We start from the raw sequence: 14,929 nt of genomic DNA, 5'->3' as shown, positions 1-14,929 counted from the left end.
ACCTACACAATCCAGCTCTTGACACCACACCCCACGCCCTAACTACCCAGCATTGGGTTAGAACCGGTCCAAACGCTCACGACCCCCAGCACCCGGTGACCGCACGTGCACAAGGCAACCAGCGAGTGCTAGCTGGCCTTCTTGCGGGTGCGGGTGGGTTTGCGGGCGGCGGCGACGGCCTTCTCCAGTTCCGCGCGGGTCATCTTGGACCGGCCCTTGACGTCCAGCTCGCGGGCGAGTTTGTCCAGGTCGGCCTTGCTCAGCTCGGCGAGATCCTCGGCGGGTTCGGCCTTCGCCTTGGCGCCCTTGGCGGCCTTGCCCGGCTTCTCCCCGCCGCCGCTCTTGCGGCTCTGGATGCTGCGCGACAGCGCGTCGAACAGGTCGACGACCTTGGTCGGCTCCGCGGGCGCCTCCTCCGGGGTGACCGTCCGCCCGGCCTTCTTGTCGTCGATCAGTTTGAGCACCCGCTCGGTGTAGGTGTCCCGGTAGTCCTCCGGCCGCCACTCCTCGGTCATCGAGTCGATCAGGCTCACCGCCATGTCCAGCTCCTTGCCGCGCGCGGTGGTCGGCGCGGGGAGCTTGCGCAGCTCCTTGACCGGATCCCGGATCTCGTCGGCGAACAGCAGGGTGTCCAGGATCAGCACGCCCTTGTCGGCATCCGCGCGCACCGCGGCCACGTACTCCTTGCCGCGCATCACGAACGTGGCGATCCCGGCCTTGCCGGTGTCCGCCATCGCCTGGACCAGCAGCCCGTATGCCCGGTGGAACTCCTCCTTCGCCGGGGAGAGCCAGTACGTCTTCTGGAAGTAGATCGGATCGATCTCGTTCACCTCGACGAACGCCTCGATGTCGATCGTCCGGGACCGCCCCGGCGCGATCTTCTCCAGCTCCTCCGGTTCGATGATCACGTATCCGCCGTCTTCGAGCTCGTAGCCCTTGACGATGTCGCCGTAGTCGACCTCCTTCCCGGTCCGCTCGTTGACGCGGCGGTACCGGATCCGGTCGGAGGTGCCGCGTTCGAACTGCCGGAAGTGGATCGTGTGGTCCTCGGTGGCGCTGTACAGCTCGACCGGCACGGTCACCAGGCCGAAATTGACGGCTCCGTTCCAGATCGGTCTCGGCACAGCCCCTCCTAGGTCAGCTCGGCCAGCCGCTCGCGCGCCCGCGCCGCGGATGCCGCGTTCTTCTGCATAGTGCGCCACGGGTCGGCCTTGCGCGCAAGTCGCTGACGTGCTCGATCGGGGTCCCAGCCGTTCGGTTCGGCCCGGCCGAGCTCCTTCCAGTCCAGGGGCGTGGCCAGCGGAGCGCCCGGCCGGGACCGGAGCGAATACGGCGAGACGAACGTCTGTGCGAACCCGTTCCGGTTGACGTCGAGGAAGATCCGGTTGCCGCGCTTGTCCTTGCGCACCTGTGTGGTGAGCTGGTCCGGCGCGTGCCGGGCGAGCACGCGCGCGGCGTCCGCGGCCAGGCCGCGCACGGTCTCGTAGTCCGCGGTGGCGTCCAGCGGCGCGACCACGTGGAACCCGCGCCCGCCGGTGGCCTGCACGTACGCGGTCAGGCCGATGTGCTCGTACAGCAGCCGGGTGCTGCGGGCGACCTCGCGCAGCTGGGCGACCTCGGTGCCGTCCGGGGGATCGATGTCGATCACCATCAGATCGGGCCGGTCCAGTGCGTCCACTGTGGAGGTCCAGATGTGGAACTCGATCGTGGCCTGGTTGGCCAGGTACACCAGGGTCGCGGCGTCGTCGCAGACCACGTAGTGCACGCTCCCGCTGCCGTCGCTGCGGGCCGGGACCTTCTCCACCCGGATCCAGTCCGGGAAGTAGTCCGACGCCTCCTTCTGGAACCAGTTCTCGCCGGTGATGCCGTCCGGGTACCGGCGCAGCGTCAGCGGGCGACCGCGCAGGTGCGGCACCATCACGTCGGCCACCCGCCGGTAGTGCTCGACGACGTCGCCCTTGGTGACGCCGTCGTCGGGGTAGAAGAGCTTGTCCGGCCGGGATGTCTTGATCTCGTCTGGGTTCATGCCCGCTCCCGCACCACGTCGGCGGCCCGCTTGTCCTCCCGCACCCCGGTGAACCGCGGATGGCGCAGCTTCCCGTCCCCGGTCCACTCCGAGAAACCCACCTGCACCACGAGTTCCGGGGCGACCCAGTGGCTGCCCTTCTCCCGCACCGGTTCGTCGAACGGCGACGCGCCCCGTTCCAGCTCGCCCAGCCGGGCCCGCAGTTTCCGCAGCGTCGCCTGGTCGTAGCCGGTGCCGACCTTCCCGGCGTAGCGGAACTTCCCGTCCTCGTGGTAGCCGAGCAGCAGCGCGCCGAAACCGGTGCGCGTGCCCTGCGGATCGGTGAAACCGCCGACCACGAACTCCTGATCCTTGACGCATTTGAACTTCAGCCAGTCCTGCGTCCGCCCGCCGCGGTAGGGCGAGTCCGCGCGCTTCGCGATCACGCCCTCCCAGCCCCGCGAACAAGCCTCCGCGTAGAACCGCTCGCCCTCGGTGTCGCGATGTTCGGACAGCCGCAGCGGATCGACGAAGTCGAACGCCTCGCGCAGCAGCTGTTTGCGTTGCCGCAGCGGCAAACCCGTGACGTCGTGGCCGTCGTACCACAACAGGTCGAACAGGTAGACGAAGACTTCGACCCCGGTGGCCGCGATCCGCTCGGGATCGGTGAGCCCGAAGCGCGGTTGCAGTTTCGCGAAACTGGTCTGCGCGCCGTCGAACGCGACGATCTCGCCGTCCACCACGAACCGGGGGCCGTCCTGCTCCCGCAGGGCTTCGGCGATCTCGGGATAGGTCGCCTCGAGCGGTTTCCGGTTGCGGGACCACATGTTCAGCTCGTCGCCGTCGCGCGCGCAGATCGCGCGGACGCCGTCGAGCTTGCGTTCGTAGATCCAGTCCGCGCTGGAGAACCGGTCCTCGGTGAGGGTGGCGAGCATCGGGTCGTGCCAGCCCGGCCCGCGCGTCACGCGAAGTCCTCGTTGCCCGCTGGCCGGGGTCGTGAGTGTTTTGGCCGGTTGGAACCGGTCCAAACGCTCACGACGCGCCGCACCGCGAACCGGGGTGACCCCACCGCGCGCCCCTTCCGCCGGGACCGCCCGGAGCCGGCTGGCTCCGGTGTCCGCCCAGCGTGCCGCTTCGCGCGGTCCTCGGCAAGCGCATCCTTCCTGGTCATGCGCCCGAGTACCCGAGCCCCGGATGATCAAAACCGGTAGCGCAGGATCCTCCCCATGTTCCGGAAGAGGGGGATCATCAGCGCGAGTTTCAGCTGCAGCCGCATCGCCGGGGACATCAGCGACACCGTTTCCTCGGCCGCGAAGTAGCTGGCGTCCAGCTCCTCGACCAGGGTCAGCCCGAGCCGTTCCAACTCGTGCGCGTCGTCGATGCCCCAGGACAGCGTGGCCTTGGCCCGGCGGACCACCGGGTTGAGCTTCTGCAACTTGATCCCGAGCGAGCCGAAGACGTCGAACACCATCTCCCCGCTCGGGAAGCGCGCGGCGAGCGCGCGCAGCAGCGCCCGGCCGCCCTCGGGGTCCAGGTACATGGTGAGCCCCTCGGCGACGACCAGCGCCGGGCCGTCCGCGGGGACCCGCTCGAGCCAGTCCAGTTCGGTGACCGAGGAGCCGATCTGCTGGTAGCCCTCGCGTTCCGGGTAAACCTGTTTGCGCAGGTCGATGACGTCCGGATAGTCCACGTCGTACCAGCGCAAGGTCCGCGGAGGGTCGATCCGGTAGACCCGGCTGTCCATCCCGCAGCCGAGGTGCAGCACGGTCGCGTCCGGGTGCTCGCGCAGGAACGCGCGGACGCGTTCGTCGATGACCTTCGCGCGCATGGCGACCGAGAGCGCCATATCGGGTTTCATCTTGAACTTGCCGAAGTCGTAGTCGATCTTCCGGACCGTTTCCTCGGCGGTCGGGTCGCCGAGGATCGGGCGGGGCAGTCGGTTGTCCAGCGCCCGGCCGTACAGGGTGGCCAGATTCGTCGACTGCTCCTCGGTGAAGTGCACCTTCCCCGTTGCCATGCGCCCAACCTTCCCGATTCTCACAAGTTTCACAACTTTGTGAAAAGCGTACACCCGCAACGGGATCTTGTCCGCGAAAATCCCCGTTTCATCGCGATTTCATCGACCCCGGCCACCCTGCGCTCATCGTTCCCACGCAACTTCGGTGAGGAGAAATGGTGACCAAGAACATCGGCCGGCGGGGGCTGGCGGCCGTACTCGGCGCGGCGATCGCGCTGGCGCTACCGGTCTCGGCGCAGGCGCAGGGCGACCACGCCAAAACCCAGGCGGTGCTGAACGCGTACCAGGCGGAAAGCGGTCCGGGCGCGGCGGTCTACGGCGGCGACAGCGCCGGCTCCTGGCAGCTGACCGCCGGTACCGGGAACACCACCGCCAAGAAGCCCATCCAGCCGACCGAGCACTTCCGCATCGCCAGCCAGACCAAGACCTTCGCCGCCGCCGTGGTGCTGCAACTGGTCGACGAGGGCAAGGTCGCCCTCGACGCGCCGATCGAGCAGTACCTGCCCGGCGTGGTCACCGGCAACGGCTACGACGGCACCAAGATCTCCGTCCGGCAGCTCCTGCAGCACACCAGCGGCATCCCGACCAACCGCACCCCGAAGCCGAAGGCCAACCCGGACGGCACCTACAGCCTGGACGCGGTGGTGCGCGACGGGCTCAGCCTGCCGCCGGTGTCCGCGCCGGGCGCCGAGTGGCACTACTCCAACACCAACTACGAGATCCTGGGCATGCTCATCGAGAAGTACACCGGCACGCCGGTCGCCCAGGCGATCACCACCCGGATCATCCAGCCGCTCGGGCTGACCCAGACCACCTTCCCCGCGGCGGGCGACCGGTCGGTGCCGAACCCGGCCGTGCGCGGGTACAACGGCGGGCGGATCGGCCCGGTCTTCTACTGGTTCGACGTCACCACGGGGGTGGAACCGTCCCTGTACAGCAGCTCGGGGGCGATGATCTCCACCCAGCAGGACCTGGCCGCGTTCGATCACGCGCTGCTCGGCGGCAAGGTCGTGTCACCGGCCGCCCTCGCCGAGATGCAGAAGACCTTCCCGGTCGGCCAGGGCGCCGGTTACGGCCTCGGCCTGTCCAGGGTCGACCTCTCCTGCGGCGGCTCGGCCTGGGGGCACAGCGGCTCGACCCCGGGGTACGTCTCGATGACCGTGGTGACCGGCGACGGCCGCCACGCCTCGCTGGTGACCAACGCGCAGATCGAATCCCCGAAGCTGGTCTCCGTGCTCGACTCGGCGCTCTGCGACAAGTAGTTCCCCGCGCCTACCGGCGGCGGCGCCCTGGTGGAGCCGCTGCCGGTAGGCGCACGATCTAGCCGGGCGGCTGCTCGGCCAGGCCTTCGCGCAGCTGCTCGAGGGTACGGGCGAGCAGCCGGGATACGTGCATCTGGGAGACCCCGATGCGCTCGGCGATCTGGGTCTGGGTCAGGTTGTGCACGAACCGCAGGGCCAGGATCCGGCGCTCGCGCTCGGGGAGTTCCTTGATCAGCGGCTGCAGGGCCTCGTGGTTCTCCACGCCCGCGAGCCCGGAGTCCTCCTCGCCGAGCGTGTCGCCGAGCGCCAGGCTGTCCGAATCGGCGGACAGCACCTCGTCCAGCGACATCGAGTGGTACGCGTTGCCGGCTTCCAGGCCCTCGTACACCTCGTCCTTGCTGATCCCGAGATGCCGGGCCAGCTCGCTCGGCGTCGGCGCGCGCCCGTACCGCTGGGACAGTTCCGTGCTGGCGCTCGCGATGGACAGGTGCAGTTCCTTGAGCCGCCGCGGCACCCGGATCAGCCAGCCGGTGTCCCGGAAATGCCGCCGCACCTCGCCCATCACCGTGGGCACCGCGAAGGACAGGAAATCGGAGCCGCGGCTCGCGTCGAACCGGTCGACCGCGTTGATCAGGCCGACCCGCGCGACCTGGACCAGGTCCTCCTTGGCCACCCCGCGGCCGGAGAACCGCTGCGCGATGTGCTCGGCGAGCGGCAGGTGCCCGGTGACCAGTTCGTCGCGCACCTCGCCGTGGCGCGGATCGTCCGGTTCGAGGGAGGCCAGCTCCTCGAACAGGGGCGCCAGGTGTTCGTATTCGTTCGCCGAGGTCGCGTTCTTCCGCTCCGAAGACTCGGCTCCAGTCACGCGTCGACCGCCTGCCTCCGCTTGCACAGTTCGATGTGCAGCAGGTGCCCCTGGTCGTTCGGCGTGATCCAGGTGTCGGCCGTGTCGGTCAGCGTGGTCAGCACCCGCCAGCCGAACGTGCCGGTGCTCGGCGCCGTGGCCTGGGCGGACACGGCGGTGCCGCTGAACCGCAGCTCGTCACCGGTGGTCGTGAACCGGCACAGCATGATCGAACCCGGGGCGGCCATCGTGATCAGCGTGGAGCACGCCTCGTCCACCGCCAGCCGCAGATCGGCGATGGCGTCCAGGTCGTAGTCCGCGCGGGTGGCGATGCTGGCGGCCATCGACCGGATGACCGGCAGGTGCACCAGGTCCGCACCCAATCGCAGCTCGATGTCGTTCTGTGGGCCGATGTCGTTCGAGGGTGGAGGATCCCACTCGGTCACGGTCATTTCGCCTTCCGTCTTGCCTGCCTGACCATGATGCCTCGCGAGCCCCCCGCTCGCCGGGTTCAGCGGCCGAGCGCCTTCTGCAGCTCCTTCTTGGTCATCGTGGACCGGCCCTTGATGTTGCGGCGCTTGGCATCGTTGTACAGCTGTTCTTTGGTCGGTCCACCGGGCCCCCTGCGGTTGCCCGAACGCTCGCCGCCGCGCTGCTGCGGCGACTTGTCCTTGATCGACGTCTTGCTCGCCCGGTTGGATTCGCCGGAGCGCGCCCGGTTCTTGTTCACCGTGCGGGCCGCGATCTCCTCCGCCCTGCCCTCGCTGGCGCCGCGCTTCTTCTGGCCCGACTTGATGTGTTCGTACTGGCGTTCTCGTTTCGCGTTCCATGCTTGCTGGGGCATGGCTACCTCCTTCATCCGTGCCGGAGCAGGGCTCCGAAACCCTCGGTGAGGGTGCGTTCTTCGCCGACGTGCACCAGGCTCGCGCCGACCGCGACGGCCGCCGCCGGAATCGCTTCGTCGGCCCGGCATTCGCATACTTCGGTCTCACCCAGTGCCTCGAGTTCCGCGCGCGCCACCGCGATGCGGCTGGTGCCGGTGCCGGTGCAGATCATGGCGTCCCCGGGGTCGGCGGTCAGCAGCACACGCACGTTCCCTTCGCGCAGCGCGGTGGTCACCGCCTCCAGCCCTTGCACGGCGAGGCCGGTGTCCCGGCCCAGTTCCGCGTCGAACCGTTCCAGGACGTCCTGGCGGTGTTCCCGTTTGGCGGCGTCGAGCAGGGCGCCGACCTCGCGGTCCAGCTCCTCGTGCGAGGAGCCTTCCGAGCGGGCGCCGGTGGCGATTTCGGTGGTGATGCGGCGGGTTTGTTCCGGCATCCCGTTGTGCACCGCGCGGCGCGCCTGCACCTCCCCGGCCAGCACCACGATTTCGGCGCCGACGCGCTGGGCGAGGTCGGTGATCTCCTCGGCCACCGCCTCCACGTTGTGCCGCACGGTCTCCTCGGTGTGCGACTGGATGTCCCGGTGCGCCGAACCGCCCCCGCGCACCTTGTGCACCGGGTGGTCGTGCCCCTCGACGGTGTACACCTCGAGCGGTTGCCGGTAGGCGTCGTACGCGCTCAGGTCGGCGCCGACCTGGTCCACCACGGCGACCACGTGGACCGGTCCCGCCTCGGCGTACTCGGCCAGCGGCAGCAGGTAGGGATACGCGGAGAACCGGGCGACCGGCGCCGCGGGCGGTTCCGGGAAGTGTTCGTCCAGGACCACCTCGGTCCCGGCGGTCAGCAGCCCGCGGCCGCCCCGGCCCACCGGGTGCTCGCCGGTGTGGACGGCGTCCTCGAGGGCGTCCAGTGTGGACTCCGGGGCACCTTGACCGGCGAGGGCCTCGCGCAGTTCACGCCACTTCAGCTCGAGCTGCTTCGCCGCGTCCGCGGTGTCGTGCGAGTCCTCGAAGTAGACCGAGGCGAACGGCCCGTCGGCCGAGGTCAGCTCGCGCAGTGTCGTGGTGTTCAAGGATGGTTCCTCCCTCCTCGCCTCGTGCTGCCGGACTAGGTACCCCGACCTCGGGCAACCGAAACGTCCACGACCCCCGGTGGTGTCTGACTAGCCACATTCGCTTAGCAGGGGTAACGAATCTTGCCTAGGGTGCGCCCTGTGAACGCACGATGACTTGGTGGCACGCGCTGATCATCCTGGTCGCCGGGATCTGGGCGGGCACGATCAACACGGTGGTGGGATCGGGCACCCTGGTGACCTTCCCGGTGCTGGTCGCGCTGGGGTACTCGCCGGTGACCGCGACCACGTCGAACGCGATCGGCCTGGCGCCCGGGACGATCAGCGGGACGATCGGCTACCGCCACGAGCTGAAGGGGCAGTGGAGCCGGGTGTCCCGGTACGCCGTCGCGTCCTTCCTGGGCGCGATCGGCGGCACGATCCTGCTGCTCTCGCTGCCCAAGGACGCGTTCGAGGCGGTCGTGCCGGTGCTGGTCGGGCTGGCCGTGGTGCTGGTGATCGTGCAGCCGAAGATCGCCGCCTGGGTGACCCGCCGCCGCGAGGGCAACGGCCACACGCCCGCGCACGGCGGCCCGCTGCTGCTGTTCCTGATCTTCCTGGTCGGCATTTACGGCGGTTACTTCACCGCCGCCCAGGGCGTGATGCTGATGGCGTTCATGGGCATGCTGCTCAACGAGTCGATCCAGCGGCTGAACGCGGTGAAGAACCTGCTGTCGGCGGTGGTGAACGTGGTCGCCGGGACGATCTACGCGTTCGTGGCCCCGGTGAGCTGGCCGGTCGTGGGCCTGCTCGCGGTCGGCTCGACGATCGGCGGGCAACTCGGCGCGAAGATCGGCCGACGGCTCCCGCCCACCGTGCTACGCGGCGTGATCGTGGTCGTCGGCCTCGCCGCTATCGTCCAACTGCTGCTGAAGTGAACGCCCGCCACTGAGCCCGCCCGAAAGTCAACGTTCCGGCGGCGGGGTTCTTCGAATCCCGCACAGCCACGGCTTTCGGAGCGAAGGCCACCTCTACACATTCGCTGTTGAGGCCACTGCTGTAGCTGCTCTTGCGCCACGCTGTGTCACGGTGCTCGCGGGTCATCCGGTTGGCTCCTCGCTCGGTGGTAGTGATTCGCCAGCGTGGCAAGCCACTCTCGCGATTGTCCACCATCCAGGCCACCTTTGCCGACCCTTCCCATGAGCCCGTTGTATGCGGTGACATCCCATCGCTCTTCGAAGAACACTCCGGCGGCCAGTGTGTCCGCGTAGACCACCGGTGGGGCGTCCGCATAGCGCATCACGCGGAACGAGCCACCGAGTGCGCCGAACGGGCCAGCTGAGCGCGGCACCACACGAATCGCGCAGTGCGGCTTCGAGCTGAGTGCGAGCAGATGCAGAATCTGCTCGTCCATGATCTCGGGTCCACCAATCATCGTGCGCAGCGCGTTTTCGTGAATGAAGAAGGTGCACTCCGGAGGGTTGGGTCGGCGAAGCAAGCTTTGCCGCGCCAGCCGGGCTTCCACCCGCAGATTGAGGTCTTCTTCGGGAAGGAGCCCGATCCAATGGAAGATCGCGCGAGCGTAAGCCTCGGTTTGCAGTAATCCAGGAAGTACAAGCGGATCGAAGCTGGTGATCGAGGTGGCCGTGCTCTCGTGCACGATCAGCGAACGCAGCTCCGCCGGGAGCCATTGGTTGTGCGGCCGCAACCGATAGCTGTCGTCGGTCTGGCGCGCCAAGGCCATCAACCTCTTCAGGTCGCCGCCGAACACACCGCAGCTGGCCAGGATCATCGCCACGTCGACTTCGCTCGCGCAGCGTTTTCCGGTTTCCAGCATGGAAAGCTTGCTCGGCGACCAGTGCAGGATCGCCGCCAGACCGCGCAGGGTCAGGTCTGCCGCTTCGCGTATCTCGCGCAGCGCGTTGCCGAGTTCGCGGGCGCGCACCGTCGCGTCGTCATGGATGCCCATCCCGCCAACCTAAATCCGCTGGTCGGCGGGATGACCCCACGACGCGGCCGGATCACCACAACGGATGTGGCCGTTCCGACCCGCTAAACAGCCCGGCCCGCGCCGCGAGTTCCCCGTTCCGGTAGCCGAACTACACACTCAGGCACGCGAACTACACACTCAGGCAAGCGAGTTTCACGCCTCGCCGAAAGTGCGCGCACTTTCGGGCCGTGTGCGCACGGCTCAGCGGGTGAAAGTCCTTGCCGCTTCGAGGAAGAGGTCGTTCTCCTCGGCCGTCCCGATAGTCACCCGGGCTCCGTCACCCGCGAACGGGCGCACCACGATCTTCCGCGACAAAGCGTGCTCGGCGAATTCCGTGGTGCGCTCGCCGAGCGGCAGCCACACGAAGTTGGCCTGCGTCTCGGGCACCTCGTACCCGGCCGCCAGCAGCCCGTCGCGGACCCGGGTCCGTTCGGCGGTGATCTCGGCGCAGCGGGCGAGCAACTCGTCCTTGGCGTCCAGCGAAGCGATCGCCGCGACCTGGGCGATCGCGTTGACGCTGAACGGCACGAACACCTTGCGCAGCGCCGCGGTCACGTGTTCGGGCGCGACCGCGTAGCCCACCCGGAGCCCGGCGAGGCCGTACGCCTTCGAGAACGTCCGCAGCACGGCCACGTTCGACCGGCCGAGGTAGAGCGTCAACCCGTCCGGCACCTCCGGATCGGTGACGAACTCGCGGTACGCCTCGTCCAGGGCGACCAGCACGTTCGCGGGCACACGGTCCAGGAACTCCCGCAATTCGTCGGCCCGCACCGCGGTGCCGGTCGGGTTGTTCGGGTTGCACACGAACACCAGCCGGGTCTTCGGCGTGATCGCCTCGAGCATGGCGTCCAGGTCGTGGCGGTGCCCGGAGTCCAGCGGCACGGTCACCGGCACCGCGCCCGCCACCTGGGTGACGATCGGGTACGCCTCGAACGACCGCCACGCGAAGACCACCTCGTCGCCCGGTCCGCACAGGGCCTGGACGAGCTGCTGGCACACCGACACCGAGCCGCAGCCGACCGACACCTGGTCGGCGGGCATGCCCACCTCGCGCGCGATCCGGTCGACCAGGGCCCACGCCCCCATGTCGGGGTACCGGTTGATCGCGGCCGCGGCGTCCGCGATCGCCGCGGCGACGCTGGGCAGCGGCCCGCCGGGGACCTCGTTGCTGGCGAGCTTGATCGCGCCGGGGACCGACCTACCGGGTACGTAGTTCGGCAGCGCGTTGAGGTCGGCTCGGGTCGAAACGCCGGACTCAGGGGGCATCCTGCATGCTCCTCTTGATCGAAGGGGTGCGCACCCAGACGGTATACGCCCGCTGGGCCGCCTTCTTCTGTTTACCCCGCAGTGGTTGAGTAGATCCATGACGCAGACGCACACGGATGACTACGTACGTGCCGATGGACGCTCGATCCGGCTGACCTTCGCCGAACCGGAAGGCGCGATCCGCGGGGGCCTGGTCGTGCTGCATGCGGACGAGGGCGTCACCGACGGGGTGCGGCTGCTGGTGGCGAGCCTGGCCGGGGAGGGCTGGCTGGCGGTGGCCCCGCACATCCACGACGGCGCCGGGGAACTGACCCGCGAGGACGTGCTCGCGGCCACCGACGTCACGCTCGCCTGGCTGGTCGATCGCGGGGTGAGCGCCGATCTGCTCGGCGTGGTCGGGTTCGATCTGGGCGGGACGGCGGCCCTCGTGGTCGCCTCCAACCGGAAGCTCGGCGCGGCGGTCAGCGTCGGCGGGCAGCGCATCGGCGAACTGCCCACCCTGGTCGAGATCGCCGGGAAGCTCACCAGCCCCTGGCTCGGGATCTACGGGGACGCGGGCGACGAGGTCGGCGGCGCGGAGGTCGAGCAGCTGCGCGAGGCGGCCGCGTCGGCGCGGGTGGTCACCGACGTGGTGCGGTACCCGGGCGCGAACCACCGGTTCGACGCCGATCCGGACGCCGCCGCCGAAGCCTGGCAGCGCACGTTGAACTGGTTCGACGCGCATTTGCGGTAGGGAACCGTAACGGGCCCGGTGTCATCGAAGACACAGCATCTGCACGGAGGTGGATGACATGGTCCGGCGTACGGCGACCGACAGCGGGGTGGTGCTGTCGCACCTGGAGTTCGACGTGCTGTGGGAGGACCTCGACGCGGGCGAGCAGCCGTACCCGCTCGAGGTCGCCTCGCACGGCGTGACCATCGCGGAACGGGACGAGCTGGCCCAGGGCGTCTACGCCGGGCTCGAAGCCGACGAGGACCTCGACGACGAGATCGGCGAGCTGCTGTTCCCGCTGGCGGATCCCGATTTCTCGGTGGACATGCAGCTGGTGACCACCGAATGCCTGCAGATCCTGGCCGTGTCGCGCGGGAACTCCGGAGTGCTCGCGGTGCGCAGCGAAGCGGAAGTGGTGCTCGAACCGCTGCGCGGCGAGGGCGTGCTGACCGCGGTTGCCGGGCTGATGGGTGAGCTGCCGCCGGGGCCGGGCGAACCGGTCAGCATGCCGCGGGCCGCCTACGCCGAGGCGCTGGACGGTTTCGCCCGGGCGGGCTACAGCGGTTTCGAGAACGCGCTCGCCTCGGGCGGGGTCACCGGCCGGGCCGTGCGCGCGGTGGCGACCCTGGTCGAGTCGCCGCGGACCGCGGCCGGTCAGCTCGCCGCGAACGGCCCGCGCGAGCGGTCCGAGGTGCTCAACTGGTTCGACACCGAGGCGGGGCGGTACCTGGTGACCGTGCAGCAGGGCGCGGAGCAGTGGGTGACCATCGAGCCCGCCCACCCGCGGCGGCTCCAGCACCGGATCGCCGAGCTCCTCGATTCGGTCACCGGGTAGCCCCGCCGCGCGAAGGGACCTTTTGCCACCCCGGAACCGAGTTAGGCTCGGCGGGTGACCGTCGCTGCTGACACCCCCGAACTGCTCTGGCGGCCGGACCCCAACCGGGTGGCCGATACCAAGATCGAAGCCTTCCGCACCTGGCTGCGCGCCGAACGCGACGTCGCCGTCGAGGGCTACCACGAGTTGCAGGAGTACTCCGTCCGCGAGCCCGGCCCCTTCTGGGACGCCGTCGCCGAATTCCTCGGCGTCCGCTGGCACGAGCGGCCCACCGGCACGCTCGCCGACGCGAGCATGCCGGGCGCGCGCTGGTTCCCGGGCGGCACCCTCAACTACGCCGAGCACGCGCTGACCCCGGGTGTCGCCGGGGCCGCCAAGGCCGACGACGAACTGGCCCTGGTCTTCCACCGCGAGGACGGCGTCACCAGCCAGCTCACCTACGGCAAGCTGCGCGCGCAGGTCGCCGCCGCCCGTGCCGCGCTGGCCGGGCTCGGCGTCGGCAAGGGCGACCGGGTCGTCGCGCTCGCGCCGAACAGCCCGCAGACCCTGGTCGCCTTCCTCGCCACGGCCAGCCTCGGCGCCATCTGGTCCTCGTGCTCGCCCGACTTCGGCGTGCGCGCGGTCGCCGACCGGTTCACCCAGATCGAGCCGAAGGTGTTCGTCGCCGTCAACGGATACGTCTACAATGGACGGTCCTTCGACATCCGCGCCACGGTGAACCAGCTGCGCGAGGAAATCCCGTCGATCGAGGAAACCGTGCTGATCGACTACCTCGGCGGTGCCCTCGAGGGCGCCCGCGACTGGGACGAACTCCTCGCCGGGAACGCGGGCGCGGAACTGCGGTTCGATCCGGTGGAGTTCGACCACCCGCTGTGGGTGCTGTACTCCTCGGGCACCACCGGCCTGCCCAAGGGCATCGTGCACGGGCACGGCGGGATCACCCTCGAACACCTGAAAGCCCTTGCACTGCAATGCGATCTCGGCCCGGGCGAGCGGTTCTTCTGGTTCACCACCACCGGCTGGATGATGTGGAACTTCCTCATCTCCGGGCTGCTGGTCGGCTCGACCATCGTGCTGTTCGACGGCAGCCCCGGCCACCCCGATCTGAACGTGCTGTGGCACCTCGCCGAACAGCACCGGGTCAGCTACTTCGGCACCTCGGCCCCGTTCATCCAGAGCTGCCTGAAGAAGCACCTCAAGCCCGCCGCCGAATACGACCTGTCCGCGCTGCGGGCGATCGGGTCGACCGGCGCGCCGCTGAGCAAGGAGGGCTTCCGCTGGATCGTCGACGAGATCGGCCGCGGCGTGCAGATCTGCTCGGTCTCCGGGGGCACCGACCTGTGCACCGCGTTCGTCGGCTCGGCGCCGGACGTGCCGGTGTGGCTCGGCGAGCTGTCCTGCGCGTCGCTCGGCGCCGCGGTGGCCGCGTTCGACGAGGCGGGCAACCCGGTCGTCGAGGAGGTCGGCGAGCTGGTGATCACCCAGCCGATGCCGTCCATGCCGGTGTTCTTCTGGAACGACCCGGACGGCTCGCGGCTGCGCGAGGCCTACTTCGAGCACTACCCGGGCGTCTGGCGGCACGGCGACTGGATCCGGATCACCGGCCGCGGCTCCGCGGTGATCTACGGCCGCAGCGACTCGACGCTGAACCGCGGCGGCGTGCGGATGGGCACCGCCGAGTTCTACCGGGTGGTCGAGGGCTACGACGAGATCGCCGATTCTTTGGTGATCGACACATCCGGCGCCGGGAATGCGGACGGCGAGCTGCTGTGTTTCGTAGTGCTGGCGCCCGGGGCATCCCTGGCCGACGTGGAGCCCGGGCTGCGCCGGGAGCTGCGGGGTGCGCTGTCACCGCGGCACGTGCCCGACCGGTTCGTCGAGGTGCGTGAGGTGCCGCGCACGTTGAACGGTAAAAAGTGTGAGGTACCGGTAAAGAGGATCTTGTCCGGGGTGGCGCCGGAACGTGCGGTCAGCAGGGACGCGCTGGCCAACCCGGACGCGTTGAGTCCCTTCGTCGAGCTGGCGAGGGGGCGTGAGACGGGGACGAAGTGACCAAGAACGCTTGG

General features: G+C 69.3%; 16 protein-coding genes. 5 read left to right on the top strand and 11 right to left on the bottom strand.

Translation table 11 applies throughout. The features are described 5' to 3' along the window. Positions 1-128 precede the first annotated feature (128 nt). The 4 genes from ku to FXO23_RS47775 form a co-directional block, all read right to left on the bottom strand. A complete protein-coding gene (ku, locus tag FXO23_RS47790) occupies positions 129-1,124 on the bottom strand; it encodes a non-homologous end joining protein Ku (protein WP_158895369.1) in 996 nt (331 codons plus the stop codon). Between the two features lie 8 nt (positions 1,125-1,132). Next, positions 1,133-2,026, bottom strand: a complete 894-nt coding sequence (gene ligD, locus FXO23_RS47785) for a non-homologous end-joining DNA ligase (protein WP_246258545.1) — start codon at positions 2,024-2,026, stop codon at positions 1,133-1,135. Beyond that, positions 2,023-2,940 carry a non-homologous end-joining DNA ligase gene (gene ligD, locus FXO23_RS47780; protein WP_158895373.1) on the bottom strand — a complete coding sequence of 306 codons (918 nt, stop codon included), beginning with the start codon at positions 2,938-2,940 and terminating at the stop codon, positions 2,023-2,025. Before ligD (FXO23_RS47780) ends, ligD (FXO23_RS47785) begins: the two co-directional genes overlap by 4 nt. Positions 2,941-3,203: 263 nt before the next feature. Continuing rightward, entirely contained in the window at positions 3,204-4,022 is an 819-nt protein-coding gene (locus tag FXO23_RS47775) for a class I SAM-dependent methyltransferase (protein ID WP_158895367.1), read from the bottom strand. A 155-nt stretch (positions 4,023-4,177) separates the two neighbouring features. Between FXO23_RS47775 and FXO23_RS47770 the strand changes: the two genes are divergently transcribed. Then, positions 4,178-5,284: a serine hydrolase domain-containing protein gene (locus FXO23_RS47770; protein ID WP_158895365.1), complete on the top strand. Its 1,107-nt coding sequence runs from the start codon at positions 4,178-4,180 to the stop codon at positions 5,282-5,284. Positions 5,285-5,342: 58 nt separating this feature from the next. On the opposite strand, the gene FXO23_RS47765 is transcribed toward FXO23_RS47770, so the two are convergent. The 4 genes from FXO23_RS47765 to FXO23_RS47750 are packed head-to-tail and all read right to left on the bottom strand — an operon-like array spanning position 5,343 to position 8,081. After that, positions 5,343-6,149: a SigB/SigF/SigG family RNA polymerase sigma factor gene (locus FXO23_RS47765; protein WP_158895363.1), complete on the bottom strand. Its 807-nt coding sequence runs from the start codon at positions 6,147-6,149 to the stop codon at positions 5,343-5,345. Continuing rightward, positions 6,146-6,580 carry an ATP-binding protein gene (locus tag FXO23_RS47760; RefSeq protein WP_158895361.1) on the bottom strand — a complete coding sequence of 145 codons (435 nt, stop codon included), beginning with the start codon at positions 6,578-6,580 and terminating at the stop codon, positions 6,146-6,148. The genes FXO23_RS47765 and FXO23_RS47760 overlap by 4 nt, the downstream gene beginning before the upstream one ends. 59 nt (positions 6,581-6,639) lie before the next feature. After that, complete coding sequence (locus tag FXO23_RS47755) at positions 6,640-6,972, bottom strand: plasmid stabilization protein (protein ID WP_158895359.1); 333 nt, start codon at positions 6,970-6,972, stop codon at positions 6,640-6,642. Positions 6,973-6,983: 11 nt separating this feature from the next. Beyond that, positions 6,984-8,081 carry an Rv2629 family ribosome hibernation factor gene (locus FXO23_RS47750; RefSeq protein ID WP_158895357.1) on the bottom strand — a complete coding sequence of 366 codons (1,098 nt, stop codon included), beginning with the start codon at positions 8,079-8,081 and terminating at the stop codon, positions 6,984-6,986. A gap of 152 nt (positions 8,082-8,233) precedes the next feature. Between FXO23_RS47750 and FXO23_RS47745 the strand changes: the two genes are divergently transcribed. Next, positions 8,234-8,998 carry a sulfite exporter TauE/SafE family protein gene (locus FXO23_RS47745; protein WP_158895355.1) on the top strand — a complete coding sequence of 255 codons (765 nt, stop codon included), beginning with the start codon at positions 8,234-8,236 and terminating at the stop codon, positions 8,996-8,998. Here the strand turns inward: FXO23_RS47745 and FXO23_RS47740 are convergent. From FXO23_RS47740 to hisC, 3 genes are all read right to left on the bottom strand, one after another. Further along, positions 8,973-9,164 (bottom strand): DUF397 domain-containing protein, encoded by a 192-nt coding sequence (locus FXO23_RS47740; RefSeq protein WP_158895353.1) that lies wholly within the window; start codon positions 9,162-9,164, stop codon positions 8,973-8,975. The two genes, FXO23_RS47745 and FXO23_RS47740, sit on opposite strands and share 26 nt — an antisense overlap. Beyond that, complete coding sequence (locus FXO23_RS47735; protein WP_158895351.1) at positions 9,145-10,029, bottom strand: helix-turn-helix domain-containing protein; 885 nt, start codon at positions 10,027-10,029, stop codon at positions 9,145-9,147. Before FXO23_RS47735 ends, FXO23_RS47740 begins: the two co-directional genes overlap by 20 nt. A 222-nt stretch (positions 10,030-10,251) precedes the next feature. Next, entirely contained in the window at positions 10,252-11,316 is a 1,065-nt protein-coding gene (gene hisC, locus FXO23_RS47730; RefSeq protein ID WP_158895349.1) for a histidinol-phosphate transaminase, read from the bottom strand. A 97-nt stretch (positions 11,317-11,413) separates the two neighbouring features. On the opposite strand from hisC, the gene FXO23_RS47725 reads away from it, so the two are divergent. Genes FXO23_RS47725 through FXO23_RS47715 form a run of 3 tightly spaced genes read left to right on the top strand, consistent with a single transcriptional unit; the run spans position 11,414 to position 14,915 of the window. After that, positions 11,414-12,049, top strand: a complete 636-nt coding sequence (locus tag FXO23_RS47725) for a dienelactone hydrolase family protein (RefSeq protein WP_158895347.1) — start codon at positions 11,414-11,416, stop codon at positions 12,047-12,049. 58 nt (positions 12,050-12,107) lie between these two features. Next, positions 12,108-12,863, top strand: a complete 756-nt coding sequence (locus FXO23_RS47720) for an ESX secretion-associated protein EspG (protein WP_158895345.1) — start codon at positions 12,108-12,110, stop codon at positions 12,861-12,863. Positions 12,864-12,917: 54 nt separating this feature from the next. Next, positions 12,918-14,915 (top strand): acetoacetate--CoA ligase, encoded by a 1,998-nt coding sequence (locus FXO23_RS47715; RefSeq protein ID WP_158895343.1) that lies wholly within the window; start codon positions 12,918-12,920, stop codon positions 14,913-14,915. Positions 14,916-14,929: the final 14 nt, after the last annotated feature.

It is taken from the genome of Amycolatopsis anabasis, from assembly GCF_009765355.1.
GTDB classification, from domain to species: Bacteria; Actinomycetota; Actinomycetes; order Mycobacteriales; family Pseudonocardiaceae; genus Amycolatopsis; species Amycolatopsis anabasis.
This window is presented reverse-complemented; position numbering and strand designations above follow the sequence as displayed.